A 15,472-nucleotide genomic window follows, 5' to 3' on the forward strand; every position below is an offset into this window, starting at 1 on the left:
GTTAAGAACTATTGAGTAACTTAGAAATAGTATTGTTCCAATTATGAAACAAAATCAATTGTTTGATAAATTCTAACTCAGTCAAACTATTGTCAAATAAAGTGACAGGAAGCAGACAGTTTTATATTCCACACCTATAATTGCTTCGGTTTAATGCTCTTTTCGAGGAATATATGAAAAAAACACTACTACTTGTTACTTCTCTACTCTTTGGGGCTGCGTTAGTGGGTTGCCAAACTTCTCAAAATACAGAAATGGAATCTACAGAAGCGTCAATGAAGACGATTACAGGTACAGTGGCTTATCGCGAGCGGATTGCCTTGCCACCAAACGCAGTGGTTACTATTGCGTTAGAAGATGTGTCCTTGGCGGATGCGCCAGCAAAAGTGTTGGCGAAACAGACCTTCGAAACGAAAGGTAAGCAAGTTCCTCTTTCTTTTGAGTTGAGTTACGACAGCAATGAAATCAAACCAAACCATCGTTACAGCGTTCGTGCTCGCATTGAGGTAGATGGAAAGCTGCGTTTTATCAGCGACACACATAACGGTGTTATTACTGATGAAGCACAAACTCACCAATTAGATATTCGTCTAGTTGGAACACGTTAATACGACGTACTGAGAACAAAAAATGGCAGCTTAAGGCTGCCATTTGTATTTTTTAAGTGAAGTTTTGCCAACTTCCGAGACTTCAATCCCTTCTGCTTCTAATTTCTTTTTTTGTCGCTCTAAGTCTCTGCCTTTTAAAGATATTTTTCCTTGGCTATTTACCACTCTAAACCAGGGGAGTTTACTGCCTTCTGGTAAGTTGCCCAGTGCTTTACCAACATGTCTCGCATAGCCCGGATAACCGGCCATTTTTGCAATTTCCCCATAGGTGGAGACTTTTCCTTTTGGAATTTGGTGAATTACAGCAAAGATTTGCGCTAAAAATTGGTCCATACTCAAAAGTGTCTATTTTGGATTACTAAGGAATGGTAAACCATTGGACTTGTATATTGCTAACGGTTCTTAACCCTTGTGTTGCCAGCGACTCACTTTGAAGAATTACATTTTCTGTTCTTTAGTGTCGTTGGTTGATGAGCCTTAAACAGCATGAAGCAAACGCAAGCTAAGCTTGAATCTAGACCCTCTCAACGACTTTCAATCCCAGTTTTTGCCGTTGAGTTACCAAGTAGGTGGGGAAGCCAGGAGGCGCTATGATTTTATCGACACTTCAATTTTTCGTTACGACCTTACTCGCTGTTGTCTGTGTTCGGGCGATGAGTTTGAGCGAGGGTGACATTCCCGTTCTTGCACTTATGATCCCCGCGCTGTGGGTTCTGCCACAAGGTGGGTTCGCTGGCCTAGTATTACTGGGCGCGATGATGGCTTTTGGTGCGACACTCTCAATGCAGCCAATTGCTTTGTCGGTTGGTGTTTTGATCCTTTTCCCACTTTTAATGGTGGTATTTTCTCGTAGAAGCTCTTTAGGTGTGTTGCTCACCGCTGGTCTTATTGTACTTACACTGCAAGTTGGTCTTATGGTCACACAGCAAGGCGGTAAGCTGGATGGTTTTGCTTGGGTTACAGTGGTTCAAACCATTGCGGTTATGGCGATGTGGTGGTCGGCTGCGCATTGGACGCCATCCAATAAACACAGCTGGTGGCCGTTATTTTTGTTGCTCCCATTGTGGATTGCAGGCCTACCATACGCCGTTCTTATGGCGTTAAGTTTGACGGGAATGTTAGCGTCAATGGAAGCACTTGCGAAGCTTCAACACACCATTCGTTGGAGCAAATTATTATGCTGGACATTGCCGACTGTGGGTTTTGCCGCTTTAGTCGTCAGCCCGACCACGGATGTGCCAAACCCTGTTTTCGTGGTTTGGATCTGTTTGTTAGGGACGGCTTGGATGACTGACTATATTTTACGTAGTAGCGATGAACAGGCTGAATTATGAGTTTTTAGTCAGGTAAAAAGTGACATGTGCGGCAGAGTATCGAATTGGTTGTGGAACAAAATGGAGATTAGTATATGTTCTTCATTTCATATTTACTACACTTCCAATAATAATAACCACAATATAAGTGGTTGATTTAAGATAAGTTTGTCATGACAACTTTTGCTCGAACACTGTCGCTTTTTGCATGTTGCCTCTTGAGTTTGAATGTAAAAGCCGAAGCCCCTTTAATTGCTCATTATAAAGTCGCGACTGAAGCGGATGATGTCGTCACTCGTGTTCTTTTCAATGCTGCTTCAGAGGAGTTTGGCTTTACCGTTCAATACGTGAACTACTCCAGCTTTGATGCCATTCTAAATTCAGTAGCGAATGGGGAAGCGGACTTTGCTGCGAATATCACTTACACACAAGAACGTGCTCAACGTTTTAGTTATTCCCGCCCAACAAATATCGAATATACCTACCTCTTTGGCTTAAAAGATTCGACGTTGAGTGATATTTCGCGTGTTGGCGTCCCCAAAGATACAGTTTATGCCCAATTACTTAAACAACACTACCCTGAGCTAGAACAGATCTCTTATCAAGGTCACGAACAAGCAGTAACACTGCTACGTTCAGGTGCTGTGGACGGCGTTGTCGATGCCATTAACCAGCTCAAGCCGATGCTGATGGAGGGGTTTGACGCCAAGATGCTCAATGATCAGATTTCGATAAAGCCCGTATCCATCATCAGTAAAAAAGATCATCATCTTGAGGAGTTGGACACGTTCGCCACGTTTATTCACGGAGAAGCGGTGCAAAAGCAGCTTCGCGAAGAAATTTCCCAGTATCAATTTGAATTAAGGCGAGCAGCGTTGCGTGAGTCTATTCGTTTATTGCCCCTTGATTTTAATGAACCAATACGGATTAAGCTCGAATCTATCTTTCCATATGTTGTATACAACGCAGATGGTAGTGTCGAAGGGATGACGGCTGATGTAGTCCTGAGAAGCTGTGAGATCTTGGCTTTAAACTGCTTGATCATTAGTGAGCCTGGTGAAAGCTGGGGTTCTATGTACCATGAGTTTATCCAAGGTAATTTCGAAATTTTGGCGCCGTTAACGGTCAGCCGTGAGCGGCGCGCATTTAGCTACTTTCCAAAGTCCCATTACGCGCCAGCATCGGTGATGGTCAAGCGTTTAGGTTACAAGCCGAGCACATACTCTCATGTTTCACAGTTGATATCTGAGCGGATTGGCGTAGTTAAGGATGACTTTTTCGATCAAATGATGACGCAACTGTTACCGCTAAAAGAACTCAAACGTTATCGTACTCAACAAGAGCTCATTCAGGGGCTATTAAATGAAGAAGTCGATTACATTCCGATGGATACGGCGATGCTCAATCATTTTTTACGTCTCAGTGAATTGGTTCCGATAGAGCAGGATACCGCTATTGGCGAGTTTTATGAGTCACAACTCTCTGTTGGATTGGTCGCGAATGAAAAAGGAGCCATGCTTGCGCCTTTCTTCAGTCGAGCGATAGCGATGTTAGAAGTTGATAAGATCATTGCTCAGTACGATGTACGCCCAGATTGGCGTACCGCACTTGAATATGAGATTCGATTAGCGACGCAAACACAAGCTGTGTTTATCTTTGTATTATTGTTTGCTATTTGTGTTTCGCTTTATCTTTACCGTCAATCGAACACTGACAACTTAACAGGGTTAAGGAACCGTCGTGCGTTGCAAGTAAAGTATCGAAAAGGAGTAAACAAAGATCTATCCATACTTTACTTAGACATTAATCATTTCAAACGAATCAATGACACTTATGGGCATCGCGCTGGGGACGAAGTTTTACAACTACTGGCACTAAAAATTCATTATGTCTGGTCGGGAAGATGTTATCGAATTGGAGGGGATGAGTTCATATTGCTGGGTTATCCTACGCAAGCCGAGTTAACTAGAGCAATGAGAGAGCTCAGTAGAATCGACGTGAAAGGCAAATTATGTAGTGATTTGGAGTCTATAAGTATCTCTATTGGTTTCTCTGCAAAAAGGGAACGGCACATGAGCTTAGAGCAAGCGATGCATTTGGCTGATGAAGACATGTACATGAGTAAGCAGTCCTCACGGCACGACTCCTCTTATCGTGACTGTACGGTTTCATCATAAAGGAATGAATTGATCGAGTTTTGTCCAAACGGTAATGAAATGATGAAATTCAAGGTTTTTGCTCTTGCATTATGAGAGCTGATACTGAATAATCGCCCCATCGATTGAGGCAAGACCTCTCGAAAAGAATTATGGGGCTCTGGTCCTCTCGCAACAATAGCTCGTGAACTCGGTCAGGTCCGGAAGGAAGCAGCCGCAGCGTGTGACTTGTGTGCCGGGATGTGGCTGGGGTCCCACCCTTTGAAAGCCCTGCGTTATCGCAGGGCTTTTTTCGTTTTTGAACCTTCTTTTATTTTGGCTACGCTTGGTGTTCAACGTCTTCTGATGATCAAGCTTCTTGAGGTTATTTAGGTATAATTTATAATCTCATCCGCTTGATACCGAATTTTCGTGAAGATTGTTTAGGGTACGCTCGCCGAATAACCATTTTCACCTGGGATACTTTAATGATTTCAAAAAACCAATTAAAACTGCTTCGTGCTTTAGGTCAAAAGAAACAGCGTAAAGCGCATGGCTTATTCCTAGTTCAGGGTGAAAAGAACGTACTAGAGCTAGCAAGTAGTTCATTGAAGGTGAAGCAGGTTTTTGCAACAGCGGCATTTCTCGAACAAAATGCTGGTACGCTAAATCGTTTTGATTGTGTTGAAGCATCGCTTGATGAATTGACCAAAGCGAGCACGCTTGTGAGCAATAATGCGGCCATTGCTGTGGTTGAAATTCCGAGTGTAAAAGAGCCTCAAGCGAAAGGATTGATGATTGCGCTAGATGGTGTATCCGACCCTGGTAATCTAGGTACGATTATTCGTGTTGCAGACTGGTATGGCATCAAGCACATTATTGCGAGTACAGATTGTGCTGATCCTTATAATCCTAAAACGATCAGTGCGACCATGGGCAGCTTTGGCCGCGTACAAGTGAGTTTGGTGGATTTGCCAAGTTACTTGGAACACGCCAAATTGCCAGTATATGGCGCGTTTTTGGAAGGAGAGAGCGTTCATAAAACGGATTTCGCTGCTGAAGGTATTTTGTTGATGGGCAGCGAATCTCATGGTGTGCGAGAAGCCGCAGCAAAATTCGTGACAGATAAGATCACGATTCCGGCGTTTGGCGGTGCCGAATCACTGAATGTCGCGATGGCGACTGGCATTATTTTAGACAACATGCGCCGCCAACATAGCTAACGCAACAATTACTTAATAACAAAGCCAGTCAATTTGACTGGCTTTGTTGTATTTATTGCCTAGAAAAATCAGCCTGGCTGAATCTTGCGTTTAACGAAATACAGTGAATGTTGTTCGGTGAGTTAATTTTGTTTTAGTTCAATAGGCTGTGCCTATAAATAAAATTACTCCTTTCCATTTAGTAAAATCAGGAAATTAGGCGACACTTATCTAAAGGCCGCAATAAAATGCCCTTAAGGAGATAAGAATGCATTCATTAAAAGTAAAAGATTACATGACGTTGCAAGCGGTGACTTTCACGAAAGATATGTCACTTTCGGCAGCTTTAAACAAAGTAATGCAAAGTGTCACACTAGGTGGCCCTGTCATTGATGAAAATGAAAAAGTGGTTGGGTTTTTATCGGAGCAAGACTTATTAGATAAGTTGGTGAAAGCAAGTTATCACTGCCAAGATACACATACGGTACAAGAGTGTATGCATGATGATGTTTTATCTGTTTCTCCAGAAATGTCAGTAATTGAACTGGCTGACATGATGAAAGTTGGAAAGCCGAAAATGTATCCAGTGGTGGATGGCAAAGGTAAGTTGGTTGGTGTTATCACAAGAAGAGACGTGCTGCGTGCCATCGGAATGACATTAAATGAGTGTTTTAAGCATCCCGTTTAACCTCTCTGTTTAAATTTTACGGAATATTGCTTTTAAACTGGTTTGGAAAGACGCTTCGGCGTCTTTTTTATTTTCTATCGCCGAACTGTACAAATTTATCTTGACCTTGGAGCTTACTCTAAGGTTTATCCTTAGCAATAGGTAAATCACCGATACCAATAAGGAAAAAATTATGTGTACAAAACATCAAGGTTGCCAATCTAGCAAAATCAAAGCTGTGGTGCCGCTTGGTGCAAGCGAGTCATGCTGTGCGCCAGTAAAATCTTCGCTCAATATCTCTCAGGCCAGTGTTGATGTTTCTGAAAGCTCTTGCTGTAGTGGAGGAGGCTGCAGCGTTGACACAGGCGAGGAAGACGATCCCACAAGGGAGAGTAATTCCTCCGTTCGGAACGCTTGGCTTGTGTCAGGTATGGATTGTCCATCTTGTGCGCAAAAGCTTGAGAAAGCCATTACGTCTTTACAAGGCGTCAGCCAAGCCAAGGTTTTGTTTGCAACAGAAAAACTGGTCGTCGATTTTGATGGTCTAGAGCTGATAGCTACGATAGAGCAGACGGCCCAAAAAACGGGTTTCCCGCTCTCTTCACTGGATGCTCCAAAACCAATCACTACAAAGAAAGGCTGGCTTGGCGTCATAAGAGACAACATCCAAATTCTCTCGATTGCTGGTGCAATGGCTACTGCGGCAGTAATTTCTAAGATCGACCCTCAAATAAGCGCTTGGTTATTCACTTTGACGTGTTTACTTGGTTTATACCCAATCGCGCTCAAAGCATTTAAGTTGGCGCGTAGCGGTACGCCTTTTGCGATTGAAACGTTAATGAGTGTAGCGGCGCTCGGCGCTTTATATTTAGGTGAAACCGCCGAAGCCGCAATGGTGTTATTGCTTTTCCTTATTGGTGAAAAGTTAGAAGCATATGCATCATCTCGCGCGCGAAGCGGTGTCCAGGCGTTAATGGACTTAGTCCCAGAAAATTCAATTTTAATAATTGATGGTGAACGTAAAGAAGTACCAGCTGCTCAGCTTAAACCAGGGGATATCATAGAAGTCGCACCCGGAGGTCGTTTGCCTGCCGACGGTGTTTTGCAAGATGCGCTTGCGAGTTTTGACGAAAGTGCGTTAACGGGAGAATCTGTTCCCGTTGAACATCAAACCGGTGGCAAAGTGATGGCCGGGGCTGTGGTTGTCGATAAAGTGGTTCGTTTACAGGTGACTTCCCGTCAGGGCGAGAATGCGATAGATCGAATTCTTCATTTGATTGAAGAAGCAGAATCCCGTAAGGCACCATTAGAACGCTTTCTTGATAAATTTAGCCGTTGGTATACGCCACTAATGATGTTGGTGTCTCTGATGGTTATCGTTACACCGCCATTACTATTTGCCCAACCGTGGGAAACGTGGATCTATCGAGGACTCGCCCTGCTGTTGATTGCTTGTCCATGTGCATTAGTAATTTCAACACCTGCGGCGATCACTTCTGGCTTGGCGGCAGCGGCTAAGCGGGGCGCATTGATCAAAGGTGGAGCGGCGCTTGAGTTGCTTGGCAAGGTTGAGTCTGTCGCATTTGATAAAACTGGGACACTGACGCAAGGTAAACCAGAAGTGACTGACGTCTTTGCTTTTGATATGGATGAAGACAAGTTACTTAGCCTAACTGCGTCAATCGAGGTTGGTTCAAGTCATCCTCTAGCGGTTTCTTTAGTTACCAAAGTGCAAGAGCAGGGGCTTACTATTCCTGAAGCGTTGGATAAAACCGCGCAAGTAGGCTCTGGTGTCACTGGTTACGTCGATGGAAAAATGGTCCAAGTGGTCACGCCTTCAAAGGCAGACTTTCCACTTTCTCAAGAAGCCAAAGAGCAAGTGGTTACGTTGGAACAACAAGGTAAAACGGTTGTCATTGTGCGTTTCGATGACGAGGTCATTGGCGTGATCGCATGGCAAGATACATTGCGCTCAGATGCCCAGCAAGCCATCGCAATGTTGAAGGAACTTGGGGTCACGTCGGTGATGCTAACGGGTGACAACCCGAGAAGTGCAGAAGCAATGGCAAATAGAATAGGCTTGGATTATAAAGCGAGTTTGTTACCTGCAGACAAGGTGCATTACGTCGAGAAGCTATCACAACAACATACCGTTGCGATGGTGGGAGACGGTATCAATGATGCTCCAGCCATGAAAGCTTCGAGTATCGGCATTGCGATGGGAGGCGGTACGGATGTTGCGCTCGAGACTGCTGATGCGGCGTTAACACACAACCGTTTGATTGAGCTACCTGCCATGATAGAACTGTCGCGTGCGACGCTAAGTAACATTCGTCAGAATGTCGCGTTAGCGCTAGGTTTGAAAGGTGTATTCTTAGTGACAAGTTTACTTGGTGTAACTGGGTTGTGGGTTGCTGTATTAGCCGACAGTGGTGCAACAGCACTGGTGACATTGAATGCGTTGAGATTACTTCGTTTTGAGTCCAAGCAGATCAAATAACTGACCTAACCATTGATCCCACTCATTAATAGCCCGAGGCATTCGTGTATCGGGCTTTTTTTAACCGTATTAACCTGATGCGATCAGACGTTTTTCTCGTCCTTGAAATCACGCATTGCTATGCAACAAAATGATCTAACGCCCCTTAAAGTGTGATCAATACCAGTTTTGTTTGAAATTTAATTTTCATTACATTTTGTCATTGTGATTGTGATCACTCTATGTTGGTGAAAGGTTCGCTACAGTGCATCTGTACCCAATAACTGATTAATGAGCTTATTGTTCATAAAATAAGCCACAATAAGGAGCGACTTATGTCTCAAGCTGTATTCCATTTAGGTGTTACTGAAGCTGATCTTAATGGTGCGACTCTAGCGATCATTCCTGGTGACCCAGCGCGTGTTCAAAAAATCGCAGAACAAATGGAAAATCCAGTATTTCTAGCAAGCCATCGTGAATACACGCTATACCGTGCAGAGTTAGACGGTAAACCTGTTGTGGTTTGTTCTACAGGTATTGGTGGTCCTTCTACCTCTATCGCAGTTGAGGAATTGGCACAGCTTGGTGTTCGCACTTTCCTACGTGTTGGTACAACGGGTGCAATTCAACCGCATGTAAACGTGGGTGACATGATCGTAACGACGGGGTCAGTTCGTCTTGACGGTGCGAGCCTACACTTTGCTCCTATGGAATTCCCAGCAGTTGCTGACTTTGAAGTAGCAACCGCAATGAAAGCAGCGGTAGAAGAGTCTGGCGCTACAGTTCACATGGGTGTGACTGCATCAAGCGACACGTTCTACCCTGGTCAAGAACGTTACGATACGTTCTCTGGTCGTGTTGTTAAGCGTTTCCAAGGCTCTATGCAAGAATGGCAAGACATGGGCGTACTTAACTTCGAGATGGAGTCTGCAACACTGCTAACAATGTGTGCGAGCTCTGGTTTAAAAGCGGGTTGTGTGGCAGGTGTTATCATCAACCGTACACAAAAAGAGATTCCAGATCATTCAACTCTGAAAGAAACGGAAGCGCGTTCAATTAAAGTGGTTGTAGAAGCTGCGCGTAAAATGCTTTAAGCCGCTATAGTTGGCATTTAAACAAACAGGAAAACCAGAGGCTAACCTCTGGTTTTTTTCTACTTATAGAAATGCGTACAGCTAAAATTTAGGTATAAAAAAGCAGCATTAATGCTGCTTTTTTATCGTTGTGAATTTTAGCTTTTCTTAATGGCACTAGATCTCGTCTGAACCGCCCGCGTCTTTAAACCAAGCCGTTAAGTGCGTTCTTAAATCTTTAAGCTCATCAGGGCCAATCAGGGCTAGCCCTAAGTCTTCAGCACGAGTAATGTCATTGTGACGAAGAGGACGGAAGCTCACCAACATTGCGCGCGCTTGTAAGCCACCTAATAGATCGCGAAGCGATTCTAACTTATATAAAGTATCGTCACCGTCATCTCTCATGCCTTTGGTTTTGCACTCGATGATGTGCAGCTTGTTGTTTACAACTGTTGCGACATCTAACTCATTGCGTACTTCACTTTCACCAAGTTTGCGATAAACCTGAACATTTAACGATCGATCTTGGATCGTCGGCATGGTGTCTTGGATTTGCTTCACGGTGCTGTGAACCAAAGTCTCTAACCACTCACCGTTTGAAAAGCGTCGAGCATCTTCATCTGCAAACGTTAAAACGCCATTCTCATAGGTGGCGATTTCAGCTTCTACTAAATCTGAAAGCAACATGTTGAGCTCACGGTAGCCCTGCTGTTTTTCGGAGAGCTCGACATCAAGCTTTTGTTCTTTGCGGCATGTGGTTGCAAGGTAGTTAAGTGTTGCTAGACCTGGCCCAAGCTCAAGCGCATTTGAGGCCCATCGTTCACCAAGTTCATACAATTTTTTATCAAGAAGAGGTGGTAAATCAACGTGGTGAAACTCGCCGCGTGCACCAAAGATAGTGAGGTAATCTGCAATCGTAATGTGATCTTCGACTTGGGTATCTTCTTTGCCATCAGGGTATAACCAACAAAGCTTATCGCTACTAGGCTCAACCACAAAAATTGGCCAGCGATAGGTACGGAAAACTTCGTACACCGACAACAAGCGATGACGAAGACCACAGCTCGCGTTCAATTTTACATCTTCGCCGCGTTCATGGAGGTCTTTTGCCAGTTTTTGAATTGCTTGTTTGATCAGAGATGTATTAACAGCGGATGGAATTTCAAAAAATTCAGAAGTAATTTCTCGTTGATCTAAAACGGCACTCAGTCGGTCAAATATATCTAACTGGCTCTTGTCTCCGATGAAGACGATATGTGTGCTTAGCGTACGATTATCTAATAGAGGAGTGACCAATCTCACTGGGTCTTGGTCGATAATACCAACATGAACAGCCATAGATTTTCCTTTTTATGAGGCCGCTCGAAAAGAGTTGTGCAAGGGGATGAGCTGGCCTTATTAATCATATGTAGACATGGCCGACAAAAAACAAGGGCGACTTAACAAAAAGTCGCCCTTATACAGTTGATTGCACTAATTAATGCTCTTAATTATAAAGTATTTATAACTTAAAGCGGTGGACCAATTCATTTTGCTGATGAGCCAAGTGGGTCAGTGATTCACTGGTTTGTGCGATACTCGACATGGCTTGGAAACTTTCATCGGCGATGCTGTTGATATCTTCAATACTGCGAGCAATGTCTGTTGATGTTTCACTTTGCTCTGCTGCTGCTTGTGAAATGTGCGTACTCATTTGGCTGATCTCAATGATTAGCGCCTGGATCTCTTCCATTGAGCTGTTCGCTTTTGACGCTTGCTCAACCGACATCTCCATATCGCTCATACAGCTTTGTATTACTTGGTTTGCTGATTGTGAGCTAGATTGCAGATTACTGATCATGGATTCAATTTCAGTGGTTGATTGAGTCGTTCTTGATGCGAGTACTCGTACTTCATCTGCCACTACCGCGAAGCCGCGACCTTGTTCACCAGCGCGAGCTGCTTCAATTGCCGCGTTCAATGCCAGTAGGTTGGTTTGCTCCGCAATGTTGCGGATCACATCAAGGATAGACCCAATTTGACCACTCATTTTTTGTAGCTCAGAAACTGCGGAAACCGATTCGTTCAAACGTGTTTCTAGTTGATTAATGGTTGAGATATTACTGCTCATAACATTTCTACCTTCTTCAGAGGCAGATTCGACGCGTTGCACCATTTCTAACGAGCCTTGCGCACTTTGCGCGACTTCCTGCACTGAATGAGACATTTCTGTCATCGCGGTAGCGACGTTTGCTGTTTGTTCGCGTTGAGAGCTCAATTTAATTTGTGCTTGCGAAGAGGTGCGTTCGTTGGTTGTCGCGGTTGACGATAGGTTTTCTGACGCTTCGTTGAGTTTCACCAAGATCTCGTGAAGGTTGTCGGCGAGTGAGTTAATGTGTCCACTCACACGGCTGAATTCGTTGTTATAGCGAATGTCGATACGCTGTGTCATATCACCTTCAGTCAGGCTTTCTAACACTTTTAGAATACGAGTCAACGGTTCGCGAACGCTTTGTGCGATGTGGTAGCCAATCGCTGTCGCGAGTAAAACGACAATAACGCCAATGATGATGGCTTTCGTTACACCCGCCGAATATATGTCACCTGCGTCTGCCAATGATTCATTGAGCTTATCTGTTGCGGTTGTCGTGAATTGCTCAAGAATCGCCATGGTTGAATCCACTTTATTTGCTAGGTTGGCGATATTGTTATACAAAGCGGCGCGAGCATTGAGGTAATTATTATGTTGGTCTAGCACACCGCCACGCATACCAACGTCACGAGTAAATTGCTCTACAGATTCGCCAAAAGCTTTTTCTAGCTCAGGAAGCTGAGTCACCAACCCGCGGAATGCGTAATTCAAGTGCGTTACTGCTTTGCGGTTTTTAGCTACGGCTTGCGTAACAAACTCAGGGTTGGAACTGGCGAGGGCATCAGAGGTAATTACTTCGGCATCTTTTAACTTGATAAAGTAGCTCTTTGCCATGACTTTGACAGAAATGCTGGTTTGATCTGCCACATATTCTTTAAGACCAACCGAAAGTTCGGTATTCAGTTTTTGGAAGCGGCGTGAGGATTTTTGCACTTCTTCTTGAGCCGCAAACATTGCTTCGTAGTTGTCCATGGCCTCTAGAGCTTCTGTAAAATAGCTCTGCTCTAACGTTTTTAACTGTGAAAACGGTTCGGCAAGAGAAGGGTAGATTTGGCTTGCGGTTTTCAGTTGAGCCAATGTGGATTCGAAGCGCTGTTGAGATCTAGCAAATTCCTGACGCATTTCATCCATGCGTTGTTTATTCTCTGTCGTCAGGAAGTCTTTAAATGATTTGTCGGCAGAAAGCAGCTCAACACTGGTTTGATTAGATAACGATACCAACGGTAGGGATGATTTAGAAACCGTGCCAAATTTTCCGTGAATATCACTCATTCCTCCCATCATAATGGCAATTGTGACGGCAAATAGGATGATGATCAGTGCAAAGCCGGCATACATCCTTTTAATAACTGAACCTCGCATAAGTGAGCTTCCTCTCCCAAAAATAGACAAGCTACCCAAGCATTTTTGAGTTTACTTGGGTATAAAAATAATAATTGTCTTAAAAAAGTAACAAAATTCATTGGATTGTATTCAGTTTGTGACGCGCATTTTATGACGCACACGACAAAAAAAGCTTCGTTAATTAGCATTTGATTAATAATGTTAAGTGAACACTGTTTTTATTGAGCTCCGCTTTTGGTTGGCGCATACTAATTGGGGTCTAATTACGTTTATAAAATGGAGTCCTCATGGCGGAAGAAACGATCTTTAGTAAAATTATTCGCAAGGAAATCCCTGCCGATATCCTTTATCAAGATGATTTGGTGACTGCGTTTCGCGACATTAACCCTCGCACACCAAGCCATATTCTCATTATTCCGAATAAACTGATCCCAACAACGAATGATGTAGAAGCTGAAGATGAAGCAATGATGGGGCGTTTGTTCACTGTTGCTAGAAAGTTAGCGAAAGAAGAAGGTATTGCTGAAGACGGCTATCGCCTGATCGTTAATTGTAATCCACATGGTGGCCAAGAGGTTTACCATATTCACATGCACCTACTAGGCGGCCGCCCTCTAGGTCCAATGGTATTGAGCTAAGCTTTTAAAAGTGGGTGGCGATTCACCCACTTCTTTTTCCTGTCGAATGACACATTTGTGGAGATAAATGTGAAACTAGGTGTAAAGCTGTTAGGGCTGATGAGCTGGGCTTTAATGGCCTCTGGCTGCGCGAATTTATCTGCGGGCAATCTGTTTAGCCATTACAGCAACCAGAATCAAGAAGTTTATCAAGCCGTTGTTGCAGGGGAATATGCCAAAGCAAAACAACTTCAATCAAGTGAAGTGGGTGGCGAGATACTTGGCAATTTTGAAAAAGGTCGTATCTCTTTTCTTGCTGAAGATTACCCAACAAGTTTAAATGCGCTAGAAAGCAGCGATCGTGCTGTACGTGTTCAACAAGATCGTGCGACGATATCTGTGTCAGACACGGCAACGAGCGTCGGCTCTCTCGCAGTGAACGACAATCTCCAAGACTATCATCCCGCCGATTACGAACTTGGCTTTTTGCACCTGTATCTAGGACTAAATTACTTACAGAAAAACGATTTAGAAGGGGCACTAGTTGAAGTGCGTCGAGCTAATCAAGTTCAGGAAGCAGCAAGAAAGGCGCGTGAAAAAGAGCTAAAAGCAGCAGAGAAAGACCTTAACAAGCAAGGCATGTCTGCCAATTTAGGCAGTGTGTTAGCGAACTACCCTGATGCTGGTAAAAAACTAAGCGCGGTACAAAATGGTTATCTGTTCTATCTTTCTGGCTTGTTATATGAAGCGTCGCGAGACTTAAACAGTGCTTATGTTGATTACCGACGAGCACTCGCTGTAATGCCAGACAACAAGCAAGTTGTGGAAAGTACCTTATACGCTGCTAAGAAGCTGGGCATGCGTGAAGACTTGCGCATGCTAGAGAAGCGGTATGGCAAAGCACCTTCTGGATTAACTCAGTCACAAGGGCGAGTCATCGTTATTGATGAGCAGGGTGTTGTTGAGGCGATGAAAGGGTGGCGTATTGATTTACCGATTTACGACAGTCGCGATAATGGCGCGATTTATTCGTTGGCGCTTCCTTATTATCAGAACCGAGGTGCTCAACGTTTTAGCGATGTTGTTTTAAATGGTCAGGTATTGCCTTCCAGTACGCTGACTGATGTTAATGCGATGGCGCAAAACGATCTTAATGAACGTCTTACTACAATAGTGATCCGTCAAGCTCTTCGTGTTTGGGCAAAAGATCGAATCCGAAAAGAGGCGGCGAAAAAAGGCGATGATGTGGGCAACATACTTTTCAATGTATGGAACACATTGACCGAACAGCCAGATACAAGAAGTTGGCAAACATTGCCAGCGCAAGTGAAAACGGCTTCAAAAATCGTGAAACCGGGAACACAAAGTTTAAACTTGGGTGATCAAACCTATCAGTTTGAAGTGCCTGCACAGCAGACTACATTGGTATGGGTATCTCGTCAGGGAGCACACTCAACCGTGTGGCATAAACAGCTAGGGAGACTGTAATGAAAGCATGGCTTGTTTGTTTAGCAATGGCTATTGGTTTAGTTGGATGCGCCGAAAACACGGCTGGTATTCGAATTGATGGCCAAACGCAAAAAGTATTTTTTAATGATAACGTTTTAGGTAGTCGCTTATTAGTTGACAACATCACCACCACTTACGTTGATGATCGCCCACGAGGAGTCGTGCTGCTGAGTAGCAATTACAAAGGTGATCAGCACATTCTTTACCGATTTTATTGGTATGACAACAATGGTTTAGAAGTGAATACCAAACCTGGTCCGTGGCGAAAAATGATTGTGCGAGGATTTGAGCAAGTCACGTTATCTGAAGTTACTGTGAATCCAAATGGCACAAAATTCCGTGTGCAAATTAGAGAAGCACAAGACGATTAATCTTAACGGCTCTGCCGAAGCTG

At 43.9% G+C, this 15,472-nt stretch carries 13 protein-coding genes and 1 other RNA gene; 11 read left to right on the top strand and 3 right to left on the bottom strand.

Annotation, left to right across the window (positions count from 1 at the left end):
- Window positions 1-173: 173 nt before the first annotated feature.
- Window positions 174-608: a YbaY family lipoprotein gene (locus R7D93_RS07070; protein ID WP_054577989.1), complete on the top strand. Its 435-nt coding sequence runs from the start codon at window positions 174-176 to the stop codon at window positions 606-608.
- A gap of 30 nt (window positions 609-638) precedes the next feature.
- Here the strand turns inward: R7D93_RS07070 and R7D93_RS07075 are convergent, their stop codons facing one another.
- On the bottom strand, window positions 639-941 hold the full coding sequence (locus R7D93_RS07075; protein ID WP_005378570.1) for a DNA base-flipping protein: 303 nt from the start codon (window positions 939-941) through the stop codon (window positions 639-641).
- 257 nt (window positions 942-1,198) lie between these two features.
- Between R7D93_RS07075 and R7D93_RS07080 the strand changes: the two genes are divergently transcribed.
- The 7 genes from R7D93_RS07080 to udp all read left to right on the top strand — a co-directional run bounded on the left by R7D93_RS07080 (window position 1,199) and on the right by udp (window position 9,498).
- On the top strand, window positions 1,199-1,942 hold the full coding sequence (locus R7D93_RS07080; RefSeq protein ID WP_005378568.1) for a hypothetical protein: 744 nt from the start codon (window positions 1,199-1,201) through the stop codon (window positions 1,940-1,942).
- Between the two features lie 152 nt (window positions 1,943-2,094).
- On the top strand, window positions 2,095-4,098 hold the full coding sequence (locus R7D93_RS07085; RefSeq protein ID WP_213960407.1) for a GGDEF domain-containing protein: 2,004 nt from the start codon (window positions 2,095-2,097) through the stop codon (window positions 4,096-4,098).
- A gap of 137 nt (window positions 4,099-4,235) precedes the next feature.
- Window positions 4,236-4,332: signal recognition particle sRNA small type (gene ffs / locus R7D93_RS07090), an RNA gene on the top strand.
- Between the two features lie 212 nt (window positions 4,333-4,544).
- Entirely contained in the window at window positions 4,545-5,279 is a 735-nt protein-coding gene (locus R7D93_RS07095; protein ID WP_005378485.1) for an RNA methyltransferase, read from the top strand.
- A gap of 247 nt (window positions 5,280-5,526) precedes the next feature.
- The gene (locus R7D93_RS07100; protein WP_005378483.1) at window positions 5,527-5,946 is read left to right on the top strand and encodes a CBS domain-containing protein; all 420 of its coding nucleotides are present in this window, start codon (window positions 5,527-5,529) and stop codon (window positions 5,944-5,946) included.
- Between the two features lie 172 nt (window positions 5,947-6,118).
- Entirely contained in the window at window positions 6,119-8,425 is a 2,307-nt protein-coding gene (locus R7D93_RS07105; RefSeq protein WP_213868313.1) for a zinc/cadmium/mercury/lead-transporting ATPase, read from the top strand.
- 314 nt (window positions 8,426-8,739) lie between these two features.
- Entirely contained in the window at window positions 8,740-9,498 is a 759-nt protein-coding gene (gene udp, locus R7D93_RS07110; RefSeq protein ID WP_005378479.1) for a uridine phosphorylase, read from the top strand.
- A 156-nt stretch (window positions 9,499-9,654) separates the two neighbouring features.
- Here the strand turns inward: udp and R7D93_RS07115 are convergent, their stop codons facing one another.
- Together R7D93_RS07115 and R7D93_RS07120 are read right to left on the bottom strand one after the other, a co-directional pair.
- Window positions 9,655-10,815, bottom strand: a complete 1,161-nt coding sequence (locus R7D93_RS07115; RefSeq protein WP_005378476.1) for a DUF1887 family protein — start codon at window positions 10,813-10,815, stop codon at window positions 9,655-9,657.
- A gap of 163 nt (window positions 10,816-10,978) precedes the next feature.
- Window positions 10,979-12,970, bottom strand: a complete 1,992-nt coding sequence (locus R7D93_RS07120; protein WP_005378474.1) for a methyl-accepting chemotaxis protein — start codon at window positions 12,968-12,970, stop codon at window positions 10,979-10,981.
- A 269-nt stretch (window positions 12,971-13,239) separates the two neighbouring features.
- Between R7D93_RS07120 and hinT the strand changes: the two genes are divergently transcribed.
- The 3 genes from hinT to R7D93_RS07135 all read left to right on the top strand — a co-directional run bounded on the left by hinT (window position 13,240) and on the right by R7D93_RS07135 (window position 15,449).
- A complete protein-coding gene (hinT, locus tag R7D93_RS07125; RefSeq protein ID WP_005378473.1) occupies window positions 13,240-13,590 on the top strand; it encodes a purine nucleoside phosphoramidase in 351 nt (116 codons plus the stop codon).
- A 69-nt stretch (window positions 13,591-13,659) separates the two neighbouring features.
- Complete coding sequence (locus tag R7D93_RS07130; protein WP_025766940.1) at window positions 13,660-15,057, top strand: COG3014 family protein; 1,398 nt, start codon at window positions 13,660-13,662, stop codon at window positions 15,055-15,057.
- Window positions 15,057-15,449, top strand: coding sequence for a YcfL family protein (locus R7D93_RS07135; protein ID WP_064353738.1), 393 nt, complete (start codon window positions 15,057-15,059; stop codon window positions 15,447-15,449). Before R7D93_RS07130 ends, R7D93_RS07135 begins: the two co-directional genes overlap by 1 nt.
- Window positions 15,450-15,472 lie beyond the last annotated feature (23 nt).

This window comes from Vibrio sp. YT-15 (assembly GCF_033337445.1).
In the GTDB taxonomy this organism is placed as follows: domain Bacteria; phylum Pseudomonadota; class Gammaproteobacteria; order Enterobacterales; family Vibrionaceae; genus Vibrio; species Vibrio alginolyticus.

Coding starts and splice junctions, on each gene's coding strand:
- R7D93_RS07120 (WP_005378474.1), bottom strand. CDS start 12,970: ATGCGAGGTTCAGTTATTAAAAGGATGTATGCCGGCTTTGCACTGATC.
- R7D93_RS07075 (WP_005378570.1), bottom strand. CDS start 941: ATGGACCAATTTTTAGCGCAAATCTTTGCTGTAATTCACCAAATTCCA.
- R7D93_RS07135 (WP_064353738.1), top strand. CDS start 15,057: ATGAAAGCATGGCTTGTTTGTTTAGCAATGGCTATTGGTTTAGTTGGA.
- R7D93_RS07085 (WP_213960407.1), top strand. CDS start 2,095: ATGACAACTTTTGCTCGAACACTGTCGCTTTTTGCATGTTGCCTCTTG.
- R7D93_RS07080 (WP_005378568.1), top strand. CDS start 1,199: ATGATTTTATCGACACTTCAATTTTTCGTTACGACCTTACTCGCTGTT.
- R7D93_RS07070 (WP_054577989.1), top strand. CDS start 174: ATGAAAAAAACACTACTACTTGTTACTTCTCTACTCTTTGGGGCTGCG.
- R7D93_RS07115 (WP_005378476.1), bottom strand. CDS start 10,815: ATGGCTGTTCATGTTGGTATTATCGACCAAGACCCAGTGAGATTGGTC.
- R7D93_RS07100 (WP_005378483.1), top strand. CDS start 5,527: ATGCATTCATTAAAAGTAAAAGATTACATGACGTTGCAAGCGGTGACT.
- R7D93_RS07095 (WP_005378485.1), top strand. CDS start 4,545: ATGATTTCAAAAAACCAATTAAAACTGCTTCGTGCTTTAGGTCAAAAG.
- udp (WP_005378479.1), top strand. CDS start 8,740: ATGTCTCAAGCTGTATTCCATTTAGGTGTTACTGAAGCTGATCTTAAT.
- R7D93_RS07105 (WP_213868313.1), top strand. CDS start 6,119: ATGTGTACAAAACATCAAGGTTGCCAATCTAGCAAAATCAAAGCTGTG.
- hinT (WP_005378473.1), top strand. CDS start 13,240: ATGGCGGAAGAAACGATCTTTAGTAAAATTATTCGCAAGGAAATCCCT.